Origin of the sequence: Collinsella aerofaciens (genome assembly GCF_040915425.1) — a bacterium.
GTDB lineage: Bacteria > Actinomycetota > Coriobacteriia > Coriobacteriales > Coriobacteriaceae > Collinsella > Collinsella aerofaciens_BW.
The window spans coordinates 11332-32608 of sequence record NZ_JBCPDN010000002.1 but is presented as its reverse complement, the minus strand read 5'-3'; the positions used below and the strand labels follow the sequence as shown (position 1 = coordinate 32608).

Here is a 21277-nt window from a genome sequence, read left to right as displayed (position 1 = left end):
GATGACGCCGGAGCGAAAAAGTCTCGCGCACCATTATTCCGAGTGAATATGGACACACATCACGAGAACTCGCCGCCGGCGCTAACCTTGCAGAAAACGATTTCGGAATACTTGACACCATTATTCGGCGCGCAATAATACGTGCGTTTGCGAACAACGTTTGATGGGGGTTGAACCTGCGTGCGCAATCTCAAAATACTGTTTTCCTATCTAGGGGCATACCGTCGCGATGCCATCCTCGGCGTGTTCTTTGTGTCGGTCGAGACGGTGCTCGAGCTGTTTATCCCGGTCATCATGGCCAACATCATCGATGTGGGCGTGCCTGCGGGTGATATCAACTACATGCTGCTACAGGGTGCGTACATGTTGGTGTGCGCTGCGCTTTCGCTGGTACTGGGCTTGGGTTATGCCCGCACGTCCGCCCGCGTTGCCTCGGGCCTAGGCGCTAACCTGCGCGAGGCCGAGTACAAAAAGATTCAAACGCTCGCCTTTGGCAACCTGGACAACTACGACGCCAGCTCGCTCGTCACCCGCATGACCACGGACATCACCGTTATCCAAAATGCTGTGGGCAACGGCTTTCGCCCTATGGTGCGCGGCCCGGTGACGCTTATCGTCGGCCTTATCTACGCGCTGATGCTGTCGCGCCCGCTCGCCACCGTCTTTGCGATCATCTTGCCCGTGCTGGCAATCGTGCTGGGCGTCATCACCTATCGCGTGAGCCCGCTCTACCGCCAACTCCAGACCTCGATGGACCACCTCAACGGCGTGGTACAGGAAGACCTCACCGCCGTGCGTGCCGTCAAGGCCTACGTTCGTACCGAGCACGAGGAGGCCAAGTTCGACACCGTCAATACCGAGCTCGCGCGCACTGCGACAAAGACCTTTGGCAGCGCGGTGCTCAACCTGCCGGTGTTTCAGCTGTCGATGTACGTGGCTGCGCTCTCCATCCTGTGGATTGGCGGCCGCATGATTCTCGCCGGCAAGCTGGGCGTGGGCTCGCTCACGGGCTTTATGAGCTACGTGCTGCTGATCATGAATTCGCTCATGATGATTTCCAACGTGTTTTTGCTGCTCACGCGCGCTCTTACGAGTGTGGGCCGTATCGCCGAGGTGCTCGATGAGGAGCCCTTTATCGCCAACCCCGCGGGAGACCTCGCGATTGCGGCGCCAGCGGACGGCAGTATCGAGTTTCGCGACGTTTCCTTTAAATACCGCACGGATGCAGCCGAGGATGTGCTCGAGCATATCGACCTTCGCATCGAGAGCGGCTCGACGGTGGGCATCCTCGGCGGCACGGGCTCGGGCAAGAGCTCACTTGTGCAGCTGATTGCGCGCCTGTACGACGCTACCGAGGGCGCCGTGCTTGTGGGCGGACGTGACGTGCGTGACTACGACCTCGCGACCCTACGCGACGCCGTGGGCATTGTGCTGCAAAAGAACGTGCTGTTTACGGGCACCGTGCGCGAGAATCTGCAGTGGGGCAATCCGCAGGCGTCGGACGATGAGCTCCTCGCGGCTTGCCGCGCGGCGTGCGTGGACGAGTTCCTTGATCGCATCGGCGGGCTGGACGGCGAGTTGGGCCAAGGCGGCGCCGGTGTCTCGGGTGGCCAGAAGCAACGCCTGTGCATCGCGCGCACGCTGCTCAAGCATCCGCGCGTGCTCATTTTTGATGACTCCACCAGCGCGGTCGATATGGCGACCGACGCAAAGATTCGCGAGCACATCGCTCGGATTCCCGATGCGACCGTGCTCATCATCGCCCAGCGCATCGCGAGTGTCATGGATGCCGATCGCATTGTGGTATTGGACGACGGTCGTGTCCACGGCGTGGGCACGCACGAGGAACTGCTAGCGGGCGACAACATATACCAGGAGATTTATGCCTCGCAGATGGAGTTTGCGAGGAACGCGGACGCCGGCGACGGCAGCGACGATGGTTGCGCGAATGATCCGTTTTCCTCCGTCGTATGCGGATCACCCTTGGAAGGGGGTGAGCGCCATGCCTAAGACCGCAGCCCAAGCACGCCCGGCCGACCTCAAGCGCACTGTGCGTCGCTTGCTCTCCTACATGGGGCATGCCAAGTTCTCGTTGCTCGCGGTGGGCGTGCTCGCCTCCGTCGCCGCCATCGCGAGCCTCGCCGGCACCTACATGGTGCGTCCCATCGTTAACGGTTTGGCCACGGGCGGGGAGGAACTGCTTGCCAGGCAGGTCATCCTGACGGCGATCATCTACGCTGCGGGCGTGCTTTCGGCCCTGGGCTACTCACAGATCATGGTGCGTGCGGCCCAACGCGTGGTGTCCGATATTCGCCGCGACCTGTTCGCGCACATCCAGACGCTGCCGCTCAGTTATTTTGACAGCACGCGCTCGGGCGACATCATGAGTTTTTTCACCAACGACGTCGACACCGTCTCCGAGGCGCTCAACAACAGCTTTGCTAACGTGATTCAGGCCGCCATTCAGGTTGTGGGCACCACGGCCATGCTCATCATCCTTAACTGGCAGCTCACGATTATCACACTCGTGTGCGATGCGGCCATTGTGCTGTATGCGCGCTACTCGGGCGCGCGCTCTAAGCGTTTCTTTGCTGCCCAGCAGGCATCGCTTGGCGACCTGGACGGATATATCGAAGAGATGGTCTCGGGTCAAAAGGTCATCAAGGTCTTTAACCGTGAGGCGGCGAATGTCGCCGGCTTTGCCTGCCGCAACGACGAGCTTCGCCGCACCGGCACCGCCGCCGTGAGCTATGCCAACTCCATGGTGCCCATGACTGTCGTGATTGGCTACGTCAACTATGCCATCGTCGCCGTGGCGGGCGGCATGCTCTGCATCAAGGGGCTCGCCGACGTAGGTGCGCTCGCGAGCTACCTGGTCTTTGTGCGCCAGGCCGCCATGCCCATCAACCAGTTTACGCAGCTCGGCAACTTCTTGCTCAACGCGTTGGCCGGTGCCGAGCGCCTGTTTGCGGCTATGGACCTTGAGCCCGAGGTGGACGAGGGCTGCGTGGAGCTGGTGCAGACGGGCGATGCCGCATGGGCGTGGAAAATTCCCGAGGGCCAGGGCGTGGGCGTCTACGGGCACCTGCATGACGTGGCAGCCGTTGATGAGTCGGGCCGCGCGGTGGCCGCCGACGGCATCGAGCTCACGTGCGGCTTGGTCCCGCTTGCCGGTGACGTGCGCTTCCATGCCGTGGACTTTTCCTACGTGCCGGGCGCCCGCGTGCTCACGGACCTCAACCTGTTTGCCAAGCCGGGGCAAAAGATTGCGTTTGTGGGCTCCACGGGCGCCGGCAAGACGACTATTACCAACCTCATCAACCGCTTCTACGAGGTCGATGACGGCGAGATCACGTACGACGGCATCGACGTCAAGCACATTGCCAAGACCAGCCTGCGCGGGTCGCTCGGCATTGTGCTGCAGGACACGCACCTGTTTAGCGGCACCATTGCGCAGAACATCCGCTTTGGCAAGCTCGACGCGACCGACGAGGAGGTGCGCGCCGCTGCCGAGGCCGCCTGCGCGGATTCGTTTATCCGCCGCCTGCCGCGGGGCTACGACACACCGGTCACGGCCGATGGCGCCAACCTGTCGCAGGGCCAGCGCCAGCTGCTCGCCATCGCGCGCGTGGCCGTCGCCGACCCGCCGGTGCTCATCCTGGACGAAGCCACTTCGAGCATCGACACGCGTACCGAAAAGCTCATCGAACGCGGTATGGACCGCATCATGCGCGGACGCACCACGTTTATGATCGCGCACCGCCTGTCCACTGTCCGCGACGCCGACGCCATCATGGTCCTCGAACACGGCCGCATCATCGAGCGCGGCACGCACGAAGAGCTGCTCGCCCAGCACGGCGAGTACTGGCAGCTGGCGCATGGCTTAAAAGAGCTGGATTAACCCGTTCGAGCACGATGCTTTGATCCCTCCGTGCCCCTCACCTCACCTCAGACCATCACAACATTCGATGTTTTTTGCCAAAAACGGGAAAAGCATCGAATGTTGTGATGGTTTTTCTGCCACTCGACCGGGTGGAATCGCTTTCTTGCGCACGAAGGTGTGCGAACCCGTGAGCAGGGGAATAAGGTTGGTTATCCGACTCCATTGGAGGGCTCATGGACCTGCCGATCGTCCTGTCCCATAAGACTGCCTGGCTGTACCACAACGTGGCGCGCCCGTCCGAGCCGCTCTCGCGAGCAAGCAGCCTATACGATGAGGACTCGCTTGCTAACGAGGCGGAGCCGACCGCGAGCCTGCCCAAACTGGGACTCGATGCCAAGGGGCTGAGGGCTTCAATGGCAGTTGGGATCGTTACCGACTATCTGGTTTCGCTCGGTATTCCACGAGAAGAGCTCGATCATATCGATACGCTCGTCAACTTCGATTTTGAGCGCTCGACGCCGGCTGGATTTAGGTGCCACGTGTTTGGAGCGCCGATACCTCCAGGCCATCTTATCGAGGTGGCAGAGGGCCTTCTAGTGGTTGATGAGGCCATGTGCTTTGTCCAAGCGGGTTCGTGGATGAGCGAGCCCGAGCAGCTGGAATATGGCTACGAAATCTGCGCACGATACCATTTGAATCATCTGTCGACAGGCGATTATATCGAGATGGGGCAGAGGTATACCGTTGCCGACTTGATTGCTTATTGCAATGAGAACCGATCTCGTCAGGGGGCCATACGCGCGGCCGCCGTGCTCAGGCACGTGCACGATGGCGCGCGGTCGCCCATGGAGACGGCCACCGCAATCATGGTCGTAGCAAAACGTTCCCAGGGCGGGCTGGGATACGCCAAGATCGAGCTCAACCATCGGGTCGATGTTCCCAACGAGTTCAAGTATCTCGCAAAGGCCGGGTATTTCGAGATCGACGTATATGCGCCTGCGAGCGGTACGGGGGTTGAATACAACGGCTCGGACCATCTTGATAAACAGCGCAGCGCGTCGGATGCGGAGCGTATGACCGTGCTGAGCGCGCTGGGCTTTAGGATGATCGTCCTCACCGGGACTCAGTTTGCCCACCAGCTGCAATTGCACCGGGCGATGAACGCCATCGCGCTCGCTATGGGTCTTAAGTGCGACCGAAGCGAGGTGTTCCAGAAACGTCAGAACGACTTGCGAGAATTCGTGATTCGGCACTGGGACGGCGGCCTTTAGAGGCGTTCCGGTCCTTCTACGGGGTGCCGTGGGCGGGCAAACCATCACAACATTCGACGTTTTTCGCCAAAATCGGGAAAAGCATCGAATGTTGTGATGGTTTGCGTGTTGAGGATGGGCTTGGGAAGCCGGTCTTGCTCGAAGCGACCTGTCCTGTCGTACGGGTGTCGGCATGATTCTCTCGTGGGGTATTATGTTTTCCGAAGAATAAAACGCCGCGTGAGGGGAGGGCTGCGTGGACGGGCACGTGCAACATGACGGCTTTGGCCGCGATATCAACTACCTGCGCATTGCCGTTACCGACAAGTGCAATTTCCGCTGCATTTACTGCATGCCGGCCGATGGCGTGGCGCCCCGCGCGCACGACGAGCTGCTCAGCGCCGAGGAAATCGCCCGCTTTGTGCGCTTGGTAGCGGGGGAGGGCATTCGCCGCGTGCGCCTGACGGGTGGCGAGCCGCTGGTCAGCCGCCGTATCATCCCGCTCATTCGTGACATCCGCGCGATTCCGCAGATCGAGGACATCTCGCTCACCACCAACGGCGCCCTGCTTCCCAAGTTGGCGCCGCAGCTCAAAGATGCCGGGCTTAACCGCGTCAACATCTCGCTCGATACGCTTGACCCTACGCTCTTTGGAAAGATCACGCGCCTGGGTCGACTCGAGCGGACCATGGCAGGCATCGACGCGGCGCTGGCTTGGGGCTTTGAGCCCGTTAAGGTCAACTGCGTTGTGGTGCGTCGGCTCAACCAGGATGTGGCAGCCCTTGCGCGGCTGACCGTCGACCGCCCCATCCACCTGCGCTTTATCGAATACATGCCCATCGGCGACGAGCGCACCAGCTCGCATTGCGCTGTGGATCCGCATGCGCCCGCGCTCAATCCCGAGCTGTGGGACGCGAGCGATACCGTGCCGAGCGACGAGCTGCGGGCGCGCATCAATGCCGGGGCCGCCGCGGCGGGGCTGGGCGAGCTTGAACCGCTCGACATCAACGACGCTCCTGCCGGCGCGGGCCCTGCGCGCTATTGGCACTTTCCGGGCGCGGCGGGAACGGTCGGCTTCATTAGCGCCATGTCCAACCATTTTTGCGCGAATTGCAACCGTCTGCGCCTGACGGCCGATGGCGACGTGCGTCCGTGCCTGTTCAGCGATGTCGAGTATTCGGTGCGCGACGCCTTGCGCCGTGGTGATGATATGCAGGTACTTTCGATTTGGCGCGATGCCGTGGCCCACAAACCGCAGGAACACGCGATAATTGAGGGCACGCAACGATTTATGTCCCAAATCGGAGGATGATCATATGGCCAAGAGCAGGTACGCCGATGCCACCAAGGCCGCTCGCAGGGCCGCGATGTCTGCCCACAAAGCCACGGCTGCGGCGAATGCTGGCAACGCCGACGCGTCCGCACAGCCGACTGCCAGCGCTGCCACCGAGCCCGCCCGTGACGCCCGTCGCGACGAGTTGACGCACGTGGACGCCAAGGGCGAGGTGCGCATGGTTGACGTGTCCGACAAGGCCGAGACCCATCGCATTGCCATCGCAGAGGGCACCATCCTCATGCATCCCGAGACGCAGGCCATGGTGCTGCAGGACCGCGCCAAAAAGGGCGACGTGCTTGCCTGCGCGCGCGTGGCGGGCATTATGGCCATCAAGCGCACGAGCGACATCATCCCCATGTGCCATCCGTTGCTCATTACCAAGAGCAAGTGCGACATTGCGCCCATCGCTCCGGCGGGGACGCCGGCCGAGGACGTGCCCGAGGGCTGGGCACCGGCGCGCGCGGACGGACAGGTTGGCTTTCACGTACTGGTTACGGCCGGCGTGACGGGCAAGACGGGTATCGAGATGGAGGCCCTGACCGGCGCGAGTGCCGCGTGCCTAACGATTTACGACATGTGCAAGGCGGTCGATCGCGGCATGGAGATCGTCGACGTTCGTCTGCTGCACAAGGAAGGTGGTCGCTCGGGTGTGTGGGATCGTGCCGAACGCCAGGCCGCTGCTGTTGAGGCCGTGGGAGCCGCGGGCAACGCACCCGCGAGCGCACCCGTCGCCGTCGCGTCCGCAGCTCCGACACCGGCCGTCCCCGCGATCGCGTTTATCGGCTACCAGAACTCGGGCAAGACAACGCTCGTCGAGAAGGTCATTGCCGAGCTCACCCGCCGCGGCCTGCGCGTGGGTTCGCTCAAGCATCATGGGCATCACGGCTTTGATATCGATGTGCCCGCTAAGGACACCTGGCGCCATCACCAGGCCGGATCCAAGCACGTGGGACTCATCTGCGCCACGCGCTGGGCGGAGTACGCCGACACGCGCGAGGAGGACGAGATGCCCGCGCGCGAGCTGCTGTCGCGCTACAACGATGTCGACGTGGTGATCATCGAGGGCTACAAGACCGAGGGCTTCGACAACATCGTCGTCGCGCGCTCCGGTGTCGACCGTCTGCGCGGCAAGAGCTCGCTCGACCTGGTCGACGGTCACACGCTGGCCCTTGCCTGCAACGAGGCCCTGGCGCGTCAGGCCTTCGACGCCGGCTTCGCGACCCGAGCCATCAACATCAACGACGCCCGAGCCATCTGCGACCTCATCCAAGATCACCTTCAGGCTTGACGCTGCGCCGGCCCCAAGCACCCCATCTCGCCCCTCAAGCCGTCGCTCGCGTACCAAAGTACGCGTCGCTCCTCTTTCGGGGCGACCTGGGGCACTTGGAACCGGCTCGCTGCGTTGCCATAACATGCCAAAAAGGGACAGGTTTATTTTGGTAGGTTTTATCTGGGCAAACGTCACTTCCACCACAAAGGGGCCAGGCACCTTTGTGGTGGTTTTTGTTTAAGTAGATGTGTGGGACATGCCTTACAATCTACCAAGTAGTTCATGACGGGCGAAAAACGGAGAAAAGGGGCTTGATGGGTCCTTAATGTTTCATGCGGATTGATTGATTCGATAGACGGTGGCGAATGCCCACCGCCCGTATTCGTATGAAACGAGGAGTCTCCATGCTCGCATCTCTTCTCTCAAAACCTCAACCTTAGCTGTCCGCGCAGGCCAAGCGCCTGGTGGCCATGCGCTTTCTCATTTACACCGGTTTTCAGACCAGCTACTTTATCGGCGTTATCGGAACACTCACCTATGCGGACGACGCTTCGGTCGTCGCGACATCGCTGGCCGTCCTGTTTATGAACGCATTCGTGATCTTGGGATCCTTTGCGGGTGGCGCGGCGCTCGACGCCTGGGGTCCGCGCCGTCATTTCCGGGCGAGTATCGTCGGCACGTTGGCAACCGGCGCGGCAATTCTCGCCTTTGGCAGCGCGACCGAAACAGTCCTTGCCGGCGCGGTGCTCCTGGGCTTTGTGATGGGGTTCGCCCAGCCCATCGCCACATCCTATCCGGCCTACCTCACCGACGATCCTGTCGAGCTCAAAGACATCAACTCCGCCATTGCCATGTTTTCAAACGTGAGTATCATCGTTGGCCCCACACTGGGCGGCTTTGTCGCGGCGGCTGCATCGTCACGCGCGGTGTTCGTGCTCATGATGATCTTTACCGTACTGGCGCTCGTCGCCGGTTGGGGCTTTAGGCAAAGTGCGGGTCAGGCCGCCACACACGAAGGCAAACCCGCGACCGGCGACATCACATCGGATAAGGCCAGCCAAAGCCCCGACCCCAACACGTCCTCCCGTGCCACCTTCGCGACAAGCATCAAGACGGTCTTTACCAATAGCGTTCTCGCCCTACTGTTCTGCATCATCTTTCTTTCGAACTTCGGCTATGGCGCCTTTGACCCGCTGGAGTCGTTCTTCTACCGCGATGTCCTGCACGTCGGTGTCGAATGGATGGGCTGGCTCTCGTCGGCCAGCGGTGTGGGCGCGGTGCTGGGTGCCGTGGTCGCGCTCCGTTTGCCGCCGCGCTTCGTCAGCCTCAAAACGCTGCTCGTGGCACTCATGTCCGTGGGTCTGGGAAGTTTGCTCTATGTGGGAACGCCGTACGTGGGCGTAGCCCTTGTCGGCCAGATTGTACTGGGCATAGCTTGGGGCGTCGTCAACCCGCTCCACAACACGATCGTGCAAACGACGGCTCCGCTCGAGCAGCTCGGCCACGTCAACTCGGTCATGGGCTTTGGCAACATGTTCGCCGGCGTAGCCCCGCTGGCGATTGCCCCCTGGCTGGCGGCGACGTTTGGCGTGCAACAGGCGCTCGTAGGGGCGGGCATGGTCGTGACGGCAGTTCCCGCGGCGTTGCTGCTGTTTGGACGCCGGCATTTTGATCGTGCCGCAAGGCAGTAAAAACCATCACAACATTCGTTGAAAATCGCGATTTTGCCGAAAAACGTCGAATGTTGTGATGGTTTGCGCTCCGGGCCGGGACACCCTTCGGGTCCGGCCACCACAAAGGGGCCAGGCACCTTTGTGGTGGTTTTTGCTTTGACGGGCCGCGCCTGCGCCTTGGTATACCATGTACGCCGTTCACGAATACACCCCACATCGCCGCACAACCCAGAAAGGCCCCCATGGACACCACCTTCAGCCATATCAAAGCCGTGTTCTGCGATATCGATGGCACGCTGCTCACGAGCCAGCACACGGTGTCCCCGCGCACCGTGGCGGCGATCCGCGCCCTGCGCGAGCGCGGCGTGCTCTTTGGCCTGTGCACCGGGCGCGACGCCCACGCGACCGAGGCCATGTACGAGCTCTGGGGCATCGAAGGCCTGGTGGACGTGATGGTGGGCTGCGGTGGTGCCGAGGTCATCGACCGTGCGCACGACATCAACGAGCTGAGCTATCCGCTGCCGGGCGAGACCATCGCGCGCATCTGCAAGCACATGGCGGACCTTCCGGCAACGCCCGTCTGCCCCCGAGACGGCGTGTTCTACGTGCCCGAGAGCAACGCGTGCGTCGAGCACCTGTCGCGCGTCGACGGCGTGCCCTACCAGGTGGTCGATTTTGCCGAGTTTTTGCGCGAGCCGCAGCCCAAGGTGATGTTTACCATGGCGCCAGAGGTAATGCCGCGGGTGATTGAGCGAGCATCGACGTTTGCCGACGACACCGTCAAGGCGGCGGCTCTGCAAACCACGCAGCGGCTCTACGAGTTCATGGATCCGCGCGTGTCCAAGACGCGCGGCCTTGTGCGCGTGGCGGAGCTCAACGACATGGAGCTCCAGGACATCTGCGTGTTTGGTGATGCGGACAACGACACCTGCATGGTGGCCGACGCCGGCGTGGGCGTGGCCATGACAAACGGCAGCGACGCCACCCGTGCCGCCGCCGACTTTGTAACCGCGAGCAACGACAAAGACGGCATCGCGATCTTTATCGAGGAGCATCTGCTGTAGTGCAGGGGGAGAACCGCCACAAAGGGGACAGGCGCCTTTGCGGTGGCCTCAGGCGATTTGGGCGAATTGATGCCTAAAATCTGCGCGAAAATTCAAATATTGTTGTCTGAACATCACGCTTCTAACTACCGATGGGTTAAAGATATTCCCATCAATTTGGTAGTCTATTCATCCCGGTTAATGACCTACCGTGAACGGTCGATTTTCGACCGTTCACAGGATGCATGCTCTTGAGCAAAATGTTGTGCAAATAAATAAAATGCTATTAAAAAATGATAACTAGCTTAATTACCAGTAGAAATAGATATTTCATAGCGAATAAACGAAGGTAAATCCGAGCAAATGTCAAGAGAATTGAGAATTCGCTACAAAACTATCGGTATTTTTGCTTAGATGTTCAAACAATCGTTACAATATGTACTATAACCGTGCGCAATTACAGATTGCGCAGATACGTTTGATAGTGAAAGAGCAAGATCGCGGTCTCTTGGGGAGGAGACATCGATGAAAGCGAATTCAGAAAAAACTAAGCAGAGTAAAAAAGCGACGCGTCGTGTACTGGCAGGCGTTTTGTGCGGAGCATCCGTGTTGAGCCTGGTACTGTCGCTCGTCATGCCTCCAATCTCGCAGGCCATTGCCAACGATGCCCAGACAGTTTCTACCGAGGAAACTGTGATGGGGGGGGGTTCCTCAAGTGAGTCTACTGATGTAGACAACACCAACAACGGGGATACCGAAAACCAGAATAGTGACGAGACCGAGGGCGACGAGACCTCTGGTGGCGCTGTCGCGACGGGCCTGTCGCCCGATGACACGGAAGCAAAAAGTGCTGAGCAGCCTGCCGAAGACGACACTAATGGTGAAGACGCAATCGCGCCTGCTGCGGAGAATGAATCAGATTATGAAATTCGCAACGGCGCAGAGCTGAGCTCAAAGCTCCTTAACAATAAACTGCGTGATGGAGCCGGCGCTGCTACTTTTAAGCTTATGGCCGATATCGACTATGACGATGAGATTAGGCTCGAACAGTCCAGCGACAATCTCATCAATATCACCTTGAACTTAAATGGTCACAAGATTAAGCACGATGATAGTAATGGCAAGCCTCTGTTTGATATTGCTAAGGGCGCGACGCTTACGGTCGTGGACGACGTGGACTCTGGGCACATTCAGGAGGATGTTGACGACGGCCAGCAGCTGCAAGATAAGGACGAGCATCTGACACCTGAAAATTATGGCAAGACGGCAAAGATGACTTATGACAAGAATGGCATTCCGACTGGTCTTATCTATTACGTAACCGAATCGACTGCAAGTGGTGTAGGCACCACTGAGAAGATCTATGAGCACAAAGCGACTATTCAGGGCGCAATCGTTGGAGTCACCAAGAACTCCACGATGAAGCTCATTAACGTTTACCAGGGCGGCACGTTTAACCTTCAGGGCGGTACGCTTACGCAGAAAGAGGACTGCAATGTCGGCAGCCTCATCTATGCCGAGAACGGTTCTACCGTCAATATGAGCGGTGGCTACGTATGCGGTGCCTCTACGGGAACTTCGGGTACCGGTGCGGGCATTATGGTTAATACAAACGGCAATGTATCGACCCTCAGTCTGATCGGCGGTGTTATCGCTGCAAACTACGCTCCCAAAGGTGCCGGCGTGTACTCGAATGGCTCGAACGTTTCCATTTCGAAGGACGCGGTTATTTCGGGTAATGCGACGTTCAATGGGGAAAGCGACCAGCCTGGCTATGGTGGCGGCATTATGGCCGTAGGCGGCAGCGTAACCGTTTCGGGCGGCTATATCACGAATAATAGAATGGCTAAGTTCTGCGGTAATGATGGCTGGGGTTGCCATGGCGGCGGCGGGCTTGCTGCCAATAACGGCGCCCATGTCAGCATTTTCGGTGGCCAGATTACTGGCAATTATTCCGAGGAAGCCGGTGGCGGCGTTTACGTTACCGATGTGGGTCGAAATGACAAGCCTCGTACGGGAATGGCGTGGCTGCATATCACGGGAGGGATTATTGCCTCTAATGTAAGCTATCAATCTGAAGGTGCCGGCATTCGCGTGGGCCAGATGGTTGACGCGATGATTGGCGACGCTACGAGCAGCAAGGTCTACATTACGAATAACCATTGCATGTCTCGCTTTGACTGGGGCGGTGGCGGTATCTTCGTCCAGGGAAACTCGGATGCGGGTAAGGAAAAGACTGCTGGTAGATTATTTGTATACAACTCGTACATTAGCAGCAATACCGCTGGTGGCTATGGCGGCGGCGTAGCAGTCTGCCCCACGGGCAAGACGTTGGTAACGAACACTAACGGCACGGCAATCTTTGGCAATTCGTCTGCTGGCAGTGAGCAAAATGCCATCGATTATAAGCCGGCAGATGGCAAGTATAATAATGGTACGCCCCATCTTTCAGCTGGTGGTGCTGAGGGTTTTGATAAGACTGAAGATCAAGATGCATACAATTCGAAGGTGTTTCGCGAGAACGGCCATGCCGATTTCTTCCTTGTGGCAAAGGCTGGCCATAAGGAACCGCTTGCGGCAATAATCGGCAAGATGCTCGGCGGCGAAGATGCCAAGTATCGGGGAAGCAAAGAACGCAGTGATAACAAAGAACCCAGTGATAACGACGAACTCTATGAGGCTATCACTATCCCTGCCAATGGCGGCGTGAAGATTTATCGGAGCGTCGGTCTGACTTCGGATGTCGAAGTTGGAAGTGATGAAGCGAATAAAGCACAGGATGCCGCTACAACTTTCATCACGGGCAACTATTCCTGGGACCATGGCGGTGGCATCATGTCGAATGGCGACCTGTACCTGGGTCAGCCTGCGGATACATACGTCTATCCGAGCCTTAAACTGAAGGCGTCAAAGGCGCTGAAAAATAAGCAAACCGGAGTAGAAGAAACGCTCGCCAAAGATCAGTTCTCCTTCGCTGTCTATCGCAGGGATTCGGCCACTGCGACGATGCCCTCTTGGAACAAAGATGAATTCAACAATGGCGGCTGCACCTTGGTCGGAACTGCCAAGAATGAAGCTGACGGCAACATCACGTTTGACCTTGGCGAACAGTTCATTGATAAGACTGTTGAGGCTAACAAGATTACATACTACTTGGTCGAACAGACCGGTGGAGTCTCTGGCATTGAGTACGACCACACTGTGTACGAGATCGAGGTGCAGCTCACGGACAACAAAACTTTGCTCATGAAGGTGCCGAAAAAGGATGATCCGAACGATAACGTGGAGCTTTACGTTCATAACTGCACGATCGCAAGCGTGAGCGTGACCAGGCACTCCGAGGATCAAAGCAGCCCGCTGGGTGGGGTGCAGCCGGGTGAAGACGGCTACTATTCAATTGGTTGCTCCGATGGATCAAAGACCTTCACCAACAAGTACACTCCGTACACCTCCAGCGGCTCTTGGAAGCCCATGGCGACCAAGGTCGTTGAGGGCGGCGAGATGAAGGGGTTTACGCTCGAGTTTGCGGATAATACAAAGTTCAAAGGAGATAGTCTCAAGACTGTGACGACCTCTGCGACGGGCACGAATCCTCAAACGTTGATCTTTGATCCCATCAGCTATGACTTGAGCAAACTCGAGGGTGGGGATACCACCAAACACGGTGCTTCCAAGACCTTCACGTACTACGTGCGTGAGAAGAACGATAGCTCGATTTCCTCGCATTACAAGTTCGATCAGTCGGTCTATAAGTTCACGGTTGTTGCAACGGACAATACCGAGGGAACCATCAACTGCAAGGTGACCTACAGGAAGGGAACCGTCGACTCCGATGGCAAGTGGGTGGAAGACGTTAATAGCGAAGACCACGACCTCACCAACACCTCCACCCCCACCTTTACCAACACCTACTCCACCTCTTTGCCCCTTTCTGGTATGTCAGGCGTCACTCTGACGTACCTTGCCGGCGCGGCGGTGCTTTGCGCTGCTGCGGCCTGGATGCACATTCGTCGCAAGGCGAATGCGGAGGGAGGTAAGCGTCGTGAATAAGAAAGTTTGCTCCTTCCCGATCTTGTTTGCGCTGCTTGCCCTCCTGATCGGCACCTGCGCGGTTGTGTTCCCCGCTTCCGCGCAGGCCGCGCCGACCTCGACCGGTTCCATCACGGTGAGCGGCACCGTGGCGAGCAGCTACGACGCCTACCAGATCTTTAGCGCCAACGTCGTCGACAGCGACAGCGACGCCAAGATCGCCACCGACCTTGCCTGGGCAAGCGACGCCGTGCGCGACGCCGCGCTGCCTGTGCTGCACAGCGCCGGTATGCCCAAATCCCAGACCACCGCGCAGGAAGCTGCCGAGTGGCTCAACACCGATTCCCACCTTACGAGCGCGCTGAGCGCACAGCTCGCTCGTTCCCTCCAGAGCTCTGGCACCGTGTCCGTGGCCCTTAACGCGGGCACGACGGCCGAGCTGCCCTGTGGCTACTGGCTCATCGTCGCCGACGACGATGCCATCTCCCAGAACGAGGCCGGCACCGCGCCGATCATGGCCCTGGTCGGCGGCAGCGCCGTCACCGTCAAGCCCAAGGCGGCGACCCCCAAGGTCGCCAAGCACGTGCTGGAGGACGGCACCGCCGCCTGGCAGAAGGCCGCCGACGCCACGGTCGCCGACGGCCTGTACTGGCGCCTCTCTGCCACGGTCCCGGCGGGGCTCACGGCCTACGACACCTATGCGGTGCAGTTCGTCGACACCATGAGCGCGGGGCTCGACCCCTCCAAGGTGGCCGCGAGCATGCGCGTGTACGTGGCGGCGGGCGCGGACGGCGGCTTTGACGCGGTCCAGACCGGCAAGGACGGTCGCGCCGGCACCGACCCCGCGAAGGGCTGGACCGATATCACGGCCCAGTGCGCCACCAAGGTAGCGGCCGACGGAACCTTTACCGTGCGCACCGGCGACCTCATCGCCGCGCTCGGCGGGGCCGACGCCTTCACCGCGGGCGCCCGCGTGGTCGCCGTGTACAACGCGCCGCTCAACAGCGCGTGCAACCACGGCATCGCGAAGGGCAACCCCAACGAGGTCTACCTGCGCTACCCGCGCTCTCCCTTTGCCGACCAGTCCGGCGACGCCGGCTTCACCCGCACGCCGAGCGACGATGCGTGCGCCTACACCTGGGATCTCGCGCTCACCAAGCGCGGCAGCGACGGCGACAAGCCGCTTGCCGGGGCGGTCCTGAGCATCGCCGACGACCGCGGTCGCACGCTGGCGGCCGACGGCACGTGGGATGCGGAGGGCAAGGCCACCGTCACCACGGGCGAGGACGGCCGCGTGACCGTCTCGGGCGTGGACTCGGGCAAGCTGGAGGTCCGCGAGCTCAAGGCGCCCAAGGGCTACACCGCCTTTGAGGGCACGCGCTCCGTGACGGTCAAGGCCGAGGGCCTGGACGTCGATCAGGTGGCCGCCGCCAAGCCCAAGCTCACCATCACGGCCGAGTCGCCCCTGCGCGCCGACAGCGCGGACGGGTCGACGGGTAGCCTGGAGGCGTCGCTCATCAACACGCCCACCGGCACACCCCCTAGCATTACCACCGGAGGCTTTATGCCCTCGACTGGCGATATGGCAATGTACGCCGCGGCCGTCGCAGCGGTCGCCGGAGCCGCGCTCATCGTGGTCGCGCTCCTGGTCAAGCGGGGAGGTGGCAGCCATAAAGAGTAGCTGGCAGCCCCGCAGAGAGCGGGGCGAGACGTAGCGAAGCAGATGCTAAGACACAGACAGACAGATTTAGATCAAATGGAATTCGAGCAGAAAGCAGAGGAAAAGAAGATGAGCATGAGCAAGAACATCGCACGCCTGGCAGTAACCGCCGGCCTCACAGCAGCGCTGAGCTTCGGCGGCGTGATGGCCCCGGTCACGATGGCGTTTGCTGAGGGTACGACGGGCAGCATCACGATCAATAAGGTCAACGACGCCAACAATGACAATACGTTCAACGCCTACCAGATCTTCAAGGCAAAAGTCGCTGATGAGGGGAGCAAAGGAAAAGTTGCTTCCGATATTGAATGGTCAAGCACGACTATCGGGCCCAAGGTAGTCGCTGCTATTAAAGGATCTGCCAAGTACAAGGAAATCGTGGATGCAGACGGCACTGCGGCGCTTGCGGACGGTGCCACTGCCCCGGTTGTTGCCGAGTGGCTTGCTAAAAATGTGCCGGGTACTTCTGCCAGCTCGGCAACCAGCAGCGAGGGTACGCGCGTTGCTCCCGGTGACGTGCTTTATGAAATTGCAGCTGCGGTTTCAGGCAAGAAGCAAGGTGTTGATGCGGAGACCGCTGCGGGACAACTTACGGCGGACAAATCGTGGACGCGTCCGGACGCTAGTGGCGATGGCTATTATCTCTTCGTGTCTGATGGTCTTACGGTTCAGACCAAGCCGAATACCGGCACCTCTCCGATCTTTGCCATCGTTGGCGGTAATCCCGTGGTCGTTACTGAGAAGACCAGCATCCCGACGATCAATAAGGAGATCCTTAACGACTCCAATGAGAATAAACAAGACGGCTACACCGCTCAACAGGGGTGGAGTAATTTTGCTGACTCCCAGATGGGTCAGGAAGTAAGCTATAAGCTCACCGGCTCGATTGCGGACAACTACGCCACCTATGATTCCTATACATACAAGTTCACGGATACCCTTTCGCAGGGCCTTACTTATGATAATAAGTCGCTCGAGGTTTATGCGCTGAATGGTCAGAGCTATACCAAGATAAGTCCGGAAAGCTACACAGTGGATAATCCTACTGAGGACAATAATACTCTGACGGTGAGTTTTAATGGTAAGGGATTGAAGTCGGCTATCGCGGCTAAAGAAAGCGACACCCTTACTATCAATTCCAACACTTATATCGTTGTCTTTTACAAGGCCAAACTCAATAGCAAGGCTAACTATGATACTGTCGGTAATACAAACAACGTCTATCTCGAGTACTCCAATAACCCCATGGCCGAAGGCACCGGCAAATCCGAGATCAAGAGCGTGACGGACCACGTCTTCCGTCTCGATGTTACCAAGACCGATAAGGGCTCCGGGGAAGTAATCAAGGGAGAAGGTCTCCAGGCGGGCTTTAAGGTTAAGGTTCTCGAAGGTGACGAGGACACTTTGGATAACAAGTGGCTTGGTGAAAACGGCGAGATTGTCGACGAGGGCCATGCATATGAGTTCATGACGAGACTCAGTGACGGCAAGGTCTATATTCCCGGCCTTGACACCGGTAAGTACCAGATTACTGAGACCACTACACCCACTGGCTACAACACCATCGCCTCATTTGAAATCACGGTAACTCCGACATACAAGAAAAATGGTGAGTTGGATACGCTTACGGTCAGCTCCAACAATAAGGAGATGGCCGTCATTGGGGATGCAAATGGCGCAACCATGCCCCTCACGATTAAGAACAAGAAGGGCTCTGGCCTTCCCCTCACCGGCCTTAACGGCGTGACCTTCACTTGGATCGCTGGTGGCGCGGTGCTGTGCATCGGCGTGGCGCACCTCATCCGCAGCCGTAAGCAGGCTGAGGAGTCCGAGCAGGAGTAACGCTCGCTCACCCATCCCTTTGGCAGGTGGGATGTGATGGCCATGAGACTTGCGGACACTTTTCTCGTCCATCCACGTTCTTGCTTTGCCATTCTCTTTTCGGGGCAGACTCCGCACTGGAGTCTGCCCCGTTTTTTTGGATAACGCAGTCAGGTTTCATTGCCCGAGAGATCAAGCGTATGAATATCGAACAAATGTTTGCAATTATTGCGTTTACCAGGCGTGGTGCGTGTAACCGCAGTAAAATGGCTTTGCGACGCATCCCGTGCGCGGGCGGCCGACGACTCGATCGGAGGTCCCCAAATGCTGAAATTCCTTAACGCGCTCGCCGCCCTCGCGGCGGTGGGCTCGTTCGTCATCGCGTTTCTTGACTCGTATGAGGTTCGGTTTAAGGTCCGTAGGCGCACGCGCGGTGCGGACGGTAGAAGGCATTTGCGCCGCAACAAGCGCAAATAAGAATGCCCGGGGTTAGAGGCCCGGGCATTTAACAACACCGGAAACTGGTCGCCCGCGCTCCAAAGTACTTACGCGGGATGCGTCGTTTCCTATTAACATTGTATCCCGAATCGCCCCGCCGATCCGGGACATTCTGAAAACTCAAATGCGGGCCCATACTCGCGCTGCGCAATGCTGCCAGGCTGCGTTGTCTGGCGCGGAAGCTCGCTAATCGGCTATTATTTGTTTAGACAACTTGAGTTGTAGAGGAGTGACCGGCGATGGTGCAGGGCGCCAAACATATGAAGAGCAATAACGCCGCGGACAACGGCGGCTCAAGCCTTCAGCCCAAACCTCAACCAAAGCCCAAGCGTCGTCGCAAGCGACTGCCGCGCTGGGCCGATCGGCTCATCACCATCGTCATCATCCTTATTGGCGTGGGCCTTATGACCTGGCCGTGGATCTTGGACCGGCTCGAGGCCTCGGGCGTGTTCAACCAGATCAGCACGGTGTCCAGCACCGTGGACGCGCTGTCTGCCGAGGAGCGCGAGCGCATCCTGCTCCAGGCGCGCTCCTTTAATGAGCAGCTGGCGGGCGAGGCCACCGAGCTCCCCGCCGACCAGATTGAGCCCTACGCTCAGCAGCTCATCTTTGACCGCGACCCCATGATGAGCTGGGTCGAGATCCCCTCCATCGACGTGAGCATGCCCATCTACCACGGCACGAGCGAAGAAGTCCTTATGGCGGGCGTCGGCCACCTGGAGGGCACGAGCCTGCCGGTGGGCGGCACCTCGACGCATTGCGTGCTCACCGCGCACTCGGGTATGCGCAACCTGAGCATGTTCGACGACATTCACTCGCTGGAGCCCGGCGACCTGGTGCTGCTGCACACCATGAACAAGACGCTCGCCTACAAGATGGTGGACTCCGAGGTCGTGCTGCCCGAGGAGATGGAGTCGCTGACCATCGAGCCCGGCGCCGACAAGGTGACGCTTGTCACCTGCACGCCCTACGGCGTGAACGACCATCGCCTGCTGGTGCATTGCGTGCGCACCAAGTACAACAAGAAGGACGTCGACAAGCAAAAGTCGCTGGCCGGCCGCCACTGGGGCAAGCGCGAGTTCGCCGTGCTCATCGTGGTCGTGGCCATTGTGCTGTTGCTGCTGGACATCGTGGTCCACGCGGTCCGCAAGCGCCGCAAGGCCAAAGCCTCGGCATAAGACATTCTCCAGAACCACCACAAAGGGGACAGGTACCTTTGTGGTGGTCGGGACTTCCAAACCATCACAACATTCGATGAAAATCGCGATTTTGGCGAAAAGCGTCGAATGTTGTGATGGTCTTCGTTGTGGACGCGACGGTCTTCGTTGCGGTCGGGACGGTTTTCGCTACGGACGGCGCGGTTTTGCTGCAGAACCGCCAGCCCGCCGCCTGCCAACCGCCGTCCTCGTTACGTTTTCGCTGCATTTGGGTAAAGCACCTGCTCCAAGCGGCGTTGCCTTGTATACTAGAGCGGTTTATCTGTTATGCGGAAGGGAGCGCCTATGGCACTCAGCGAGAAAGACGTGCGCGGCATCGCCGAGTACGCAAAGATCGCACTGACCGATGACGAGCTCGCCCAGATGACGTCCTACATGAACGATGCCGTCCAGATGCTCGAGCCCGTCTTGCAATATGACTTGCCCGACGTGGAGCCCACGTTCCATCCTATCGGAAGCCTGTCCAACGTGATGGGCGATGACCTGCGCGAGCCCGAGCGCGACCTGCCGCTCGACGTCGCGCTCGAAAACGCCGGCAGCGCGCGCGACCGCTACTTCCGCGTGCCGTCCATTTTGGGAGAGGGGGAGAGCGAGTAATGGCGCTAAGCTTCGATTCCCTTACCGCCGCCCAGATCGCCGCGGGTGTTGCCGCCGGCGACTTTACCGCTACCGAGGTGGCCCAGGCCTCTCTTGCCGCCATCGAGGCACGCGAGGGCGGGGTCCAGGCATTCCTGCAGGTGGCGCCCGAGCTTGCGCTCGAGGCCGCTGCGCGCGTGGATGCCGACCGTGCAGCAGGCAAGCCGCTGCCCCCGCTCGCGGGCGTGCCGCTGGCCATCAAGGACAACATGAACCTCGTGGGCACGCGCACTACCTGCGCTTCCCGCATGCTTGAGGATTACCAGAGCGTCTACACCGCCACCTGCGTCCAGCGCATGCTCGATGCCGGCTGCCTGCCCATGGGCAAGGCCAACATGGACGAGTTTGCCTTTGGCAGCTCCACCGAGAGCTCGGCGTTCCACCGCACCAACAACCCTTGGGATACCGAGCGCGTGCCCGGCGGCTCCTCGGGCGGCTCCGCTGCCGCCGTCGCCGCGGGCGAGGTCGCGCTCTCGCTGGGCTCGGACACCGGCGGCTCCATTCGCCAGCCGGCGTCGCTGTGCGGCGTGGTGGGCTTTAAGCCCACGTATGGCGCCGTGAGCCGTTACGGCGTGGTCGCCTTTGGCTCGTCGCTCGACCAGGTGGGGCCCTTTGGCCGCACGGTCGAGGATGTCGCACTGGCCATGAACGCGCTTACCGGCGCGGGTCACGATCCGTACGACTGCACCAGCCAGGATTGCGCCGTCGACTTTACCGAGCATCTCAACGACAGCATCGAGGGCAAGCGCGTGGGCATCATCCCCGCGTTTATGGAGGCCGAGGGCCTGACGCCCGAGGTCAAGGCCGCTGTTCAGTGCGCCGCTCAGGAGCTGCAGAACCAGGGCGCCGAGCTGGTCGAGGTCGACCTGCCGCACCTGGACGCCGCCATCGCCGCCTACTACGT

Annotated in this window: 14 protein-coding genes; all 14 read left to right on the top strand. The window is 59.7% G+C overall.

Features of this window, described 5'->3' with window-relative positions; translation table 11 throughout:
* Positions 1–180: 180 nt before the first annotated feature.
* Entirely contained in the window at positions 181–2010 is a 1830-nt protein-coding gene (locus AB5164_RS00505) for an ABC transporter ATP-binding protein (protein WP_368138234.1), read from the top strand.
* Positions 2003–3901, top strand: a complete 1899-nt coding sequence (locus tag AB5164_RS00500; RefSeq protein WP_368142541.1) for an ABC transporter ATP-binding protein — start codon at positions 2003–2005, stop codon at positions 3899–3901. The genes AB5164_RS00505 and AB5164_RS00500 overlap by 8 nt, the downstream gene beginning before the upstream one ends.
* A 215-nt stretch (positions 3902–4116) precedes the next feature.
* Complete coding sequence (locus AB5164_RS00495; RefSeq protein WP_368142542.1) at positions 4117–5154, top strand: putative endonuclease domain-containing protein; 1038 nt, start codon at positions 4117–4119, stop codon at positions 5152–5154.
* 235 nt (positions 5155–5389) lie between these two features.
* Positions 5390–6445: a GTP 3',8-cyclase MoaA gene (gene moaA, locus AB5164_RS00490; RefSeq protein WP_368142543.1), complete on the top strand. Its 1056-nt coding sequence runs from the start codon at positions 5390–5392 to the stop codon at positions 6443–6445.
* A 4-nt stretch (positions 6446–6449) separates the two neighbouring features.
* The gene (mobB, locus tag AB5164_RS00485) at positions 6450–7757 is read left to right on the top strand and encodes a molybdopterin-guanine dinucleotide biosynthesis protein B (protein WP_368142544.1); all 1308 of its coding nucleotides are present in this window, start codon (positions 6450–6452) and stop codon (positions 7755–7757) included.
* A 452-nt stretch (positions 7758–8209) separates the two neighbouring features.
* Entirely contained in the window at positions 8210–9430 is a 1221-nt protein-coding gene (locus AB5164_RS00480; protein WP_368142545.1) for an MFS transporter, read from the top strand.
* 224 nt (positions 9431–9654) lie between these two features.
* Positions 9655–10476, top strand: a complete 822-nt coding sequence (locus AB5164_RS00475; RefSeq protein WP_368142546.1) for an HAD family hydrolase — start codon at positions 9655–9657, stop codon at positions 10474–10476.
* A gap of 504 nt (positions 10477–10980) precedes the next feature.
* Entirely contained in the window at positions 10981–14505 is a 3525-nt protein-coding gene (locus AB5164_RS00470) for a Spy0128 family protein (RefSeq protein WP_368142547.1), read from the top strand.
* Positions 14498–16165: a SpaA isopeptide-forming pilin-related protein gene (locus AB5164_RS00465; protein ID WP_368142548.1), complete on the top strand. Its 1668-nt coding sequence runs from the start codon at positions 14498–14500 to the stop codon at positions 16163–16165. The genes AB5164_RS00470 and AB5164_RS00465 overlap by 8 nt, the downstream gene beginning before the upstream one ends.
* 114 nt (positions 16166–16279) lie before the next feature.
* Positions 16280–18043: an isopeptide-forming domain-containing fimbrial protein gene (locus AB5164_RS00460; protein WP_368142549.1), complete on the top strand. Its 1764-nt coding sequence runs from the start codon at positions 16280–16282 to the stop codon at positions 18041–18043.
* A gap of 303 nt (positions 18044–18346) precedes the next feature.
* Positions 18347–18499, top strand: coding sequence for a hypothetical protein (locus AB5164_RS00455; RefSeq protein WP_199409394.1), 153 nt, complete (start codon positions 18347–18349; stop codon positions 18497–18499).
* A 281-nt stretch (positions 18500–18780) separates the two neighbouring features.
* Positions 18781–19698 carry a class C sortase gene (locus tag AB5164_RS00450; protein ID WP_368142550.1) on the top strand — a complete coding sequence of 306 codons (918 nt, stop codon included), beginning with the start codon at positions 18781–18783 and terminating at the stop codon, positions 19696–19698.
* Between the two features lie 324 nt (positions 19699–20022).
* The gene (gatC, locus tag AB5164_RS00445; protein WP_035136890.1) at positions 20023–20334 is read left to right on the top strand and encodes an Asp-tRNA(Asn)/Glu-tRNA(Gln) amidotransferase subunit GatC; all 312 of its coding nucleotides are present in this window, start codon (positions 20023–20025) and stop codon (positions 20332–20334) included.
* Positions 20334–21277, top strand: a 944-nt coding sequence (locus AB5164_RS00440; protein ID WP_368147719.1) for an amidase, incomplete at its 3' end; no start/stop codon positions are given. The genes gatC and AB5164_RS00440, both read left to right, overlap by 1 nt.

Excerpts from the sequence above, each read along its gene's own strand:
- AB5164_RS00500 (WP_368142541.1), top strand. The coding sequence starts at position 2,003 with ATGCCTAAGACCGCAGCCCAAGCACGCCCGGCCGACCTCAAGCGCACT.
- AB5164_RS00495 (WP_368142542.1), top strand. The coding sequence starts at position 4,117 with ATGGACCTGCCGATCGTCCTGTCCCATAAGACTGCCTGGCTGTACCAC.
- mobB (WP_368142544.1), top strand. The coding sequence starts at position 6,450 with ATGGCCAAGAGCAGGTACGCCGATGCCACCAAGGCCGCTCGCAGGGCC.
- AB5164_RS00480 (WP_368142545.1), top strand. The coding sequence starts at position 8,210 with ATGCGCTTTCTCATTTACACCGGTTTTCAGACCAGCTACTTTATCGGC.
- AB5164_RS00475 (WP_368142546.1), top strand. The coding sequence starts at position 9,655 with ATGGACACCACCTTCAGCCATATCAAAGCCGTGTTCTGCGATATCGAT.
- AB5164_RS00470 (WP_368142547.1), top strand. The coding sequence starts at position 10,981 with ATGAAAGCGAATTCAGAAAAAACTAAGCAGAGTAAAAAAGCGACGCGT.
- AB5164_RS00460 (WP_368142549.1), top strand. The coding sequence starts at position 16,280 with ATGAGCAAGAACATCGCACGCCTGGCAGTAACCGCCGGCCTCACAGCA.
- AB5164_RS00455 (WP_199409394.1), top strand. The coding sequence starts at position 18,347 with ATGCTGAAATTCCTTAACGCGCTCGCCGCCCTCGCGGCGGTGGGCTCG.
- AB5164_RS00450 (WP_368142550.1), top strand. The coding sequence starts at position 18,781 with ATGAAGAGCAATAACGCCGCGGACAACGGCGGCTCAAGCCTTCAGCCC.
- gatC (WP_035136890.1), top strand. The coding sequence starts at position 20,023 with ATGGCACTCAGCGAGAAAGACGTGCGCGGCATCGCCGAGTACGCAAAG.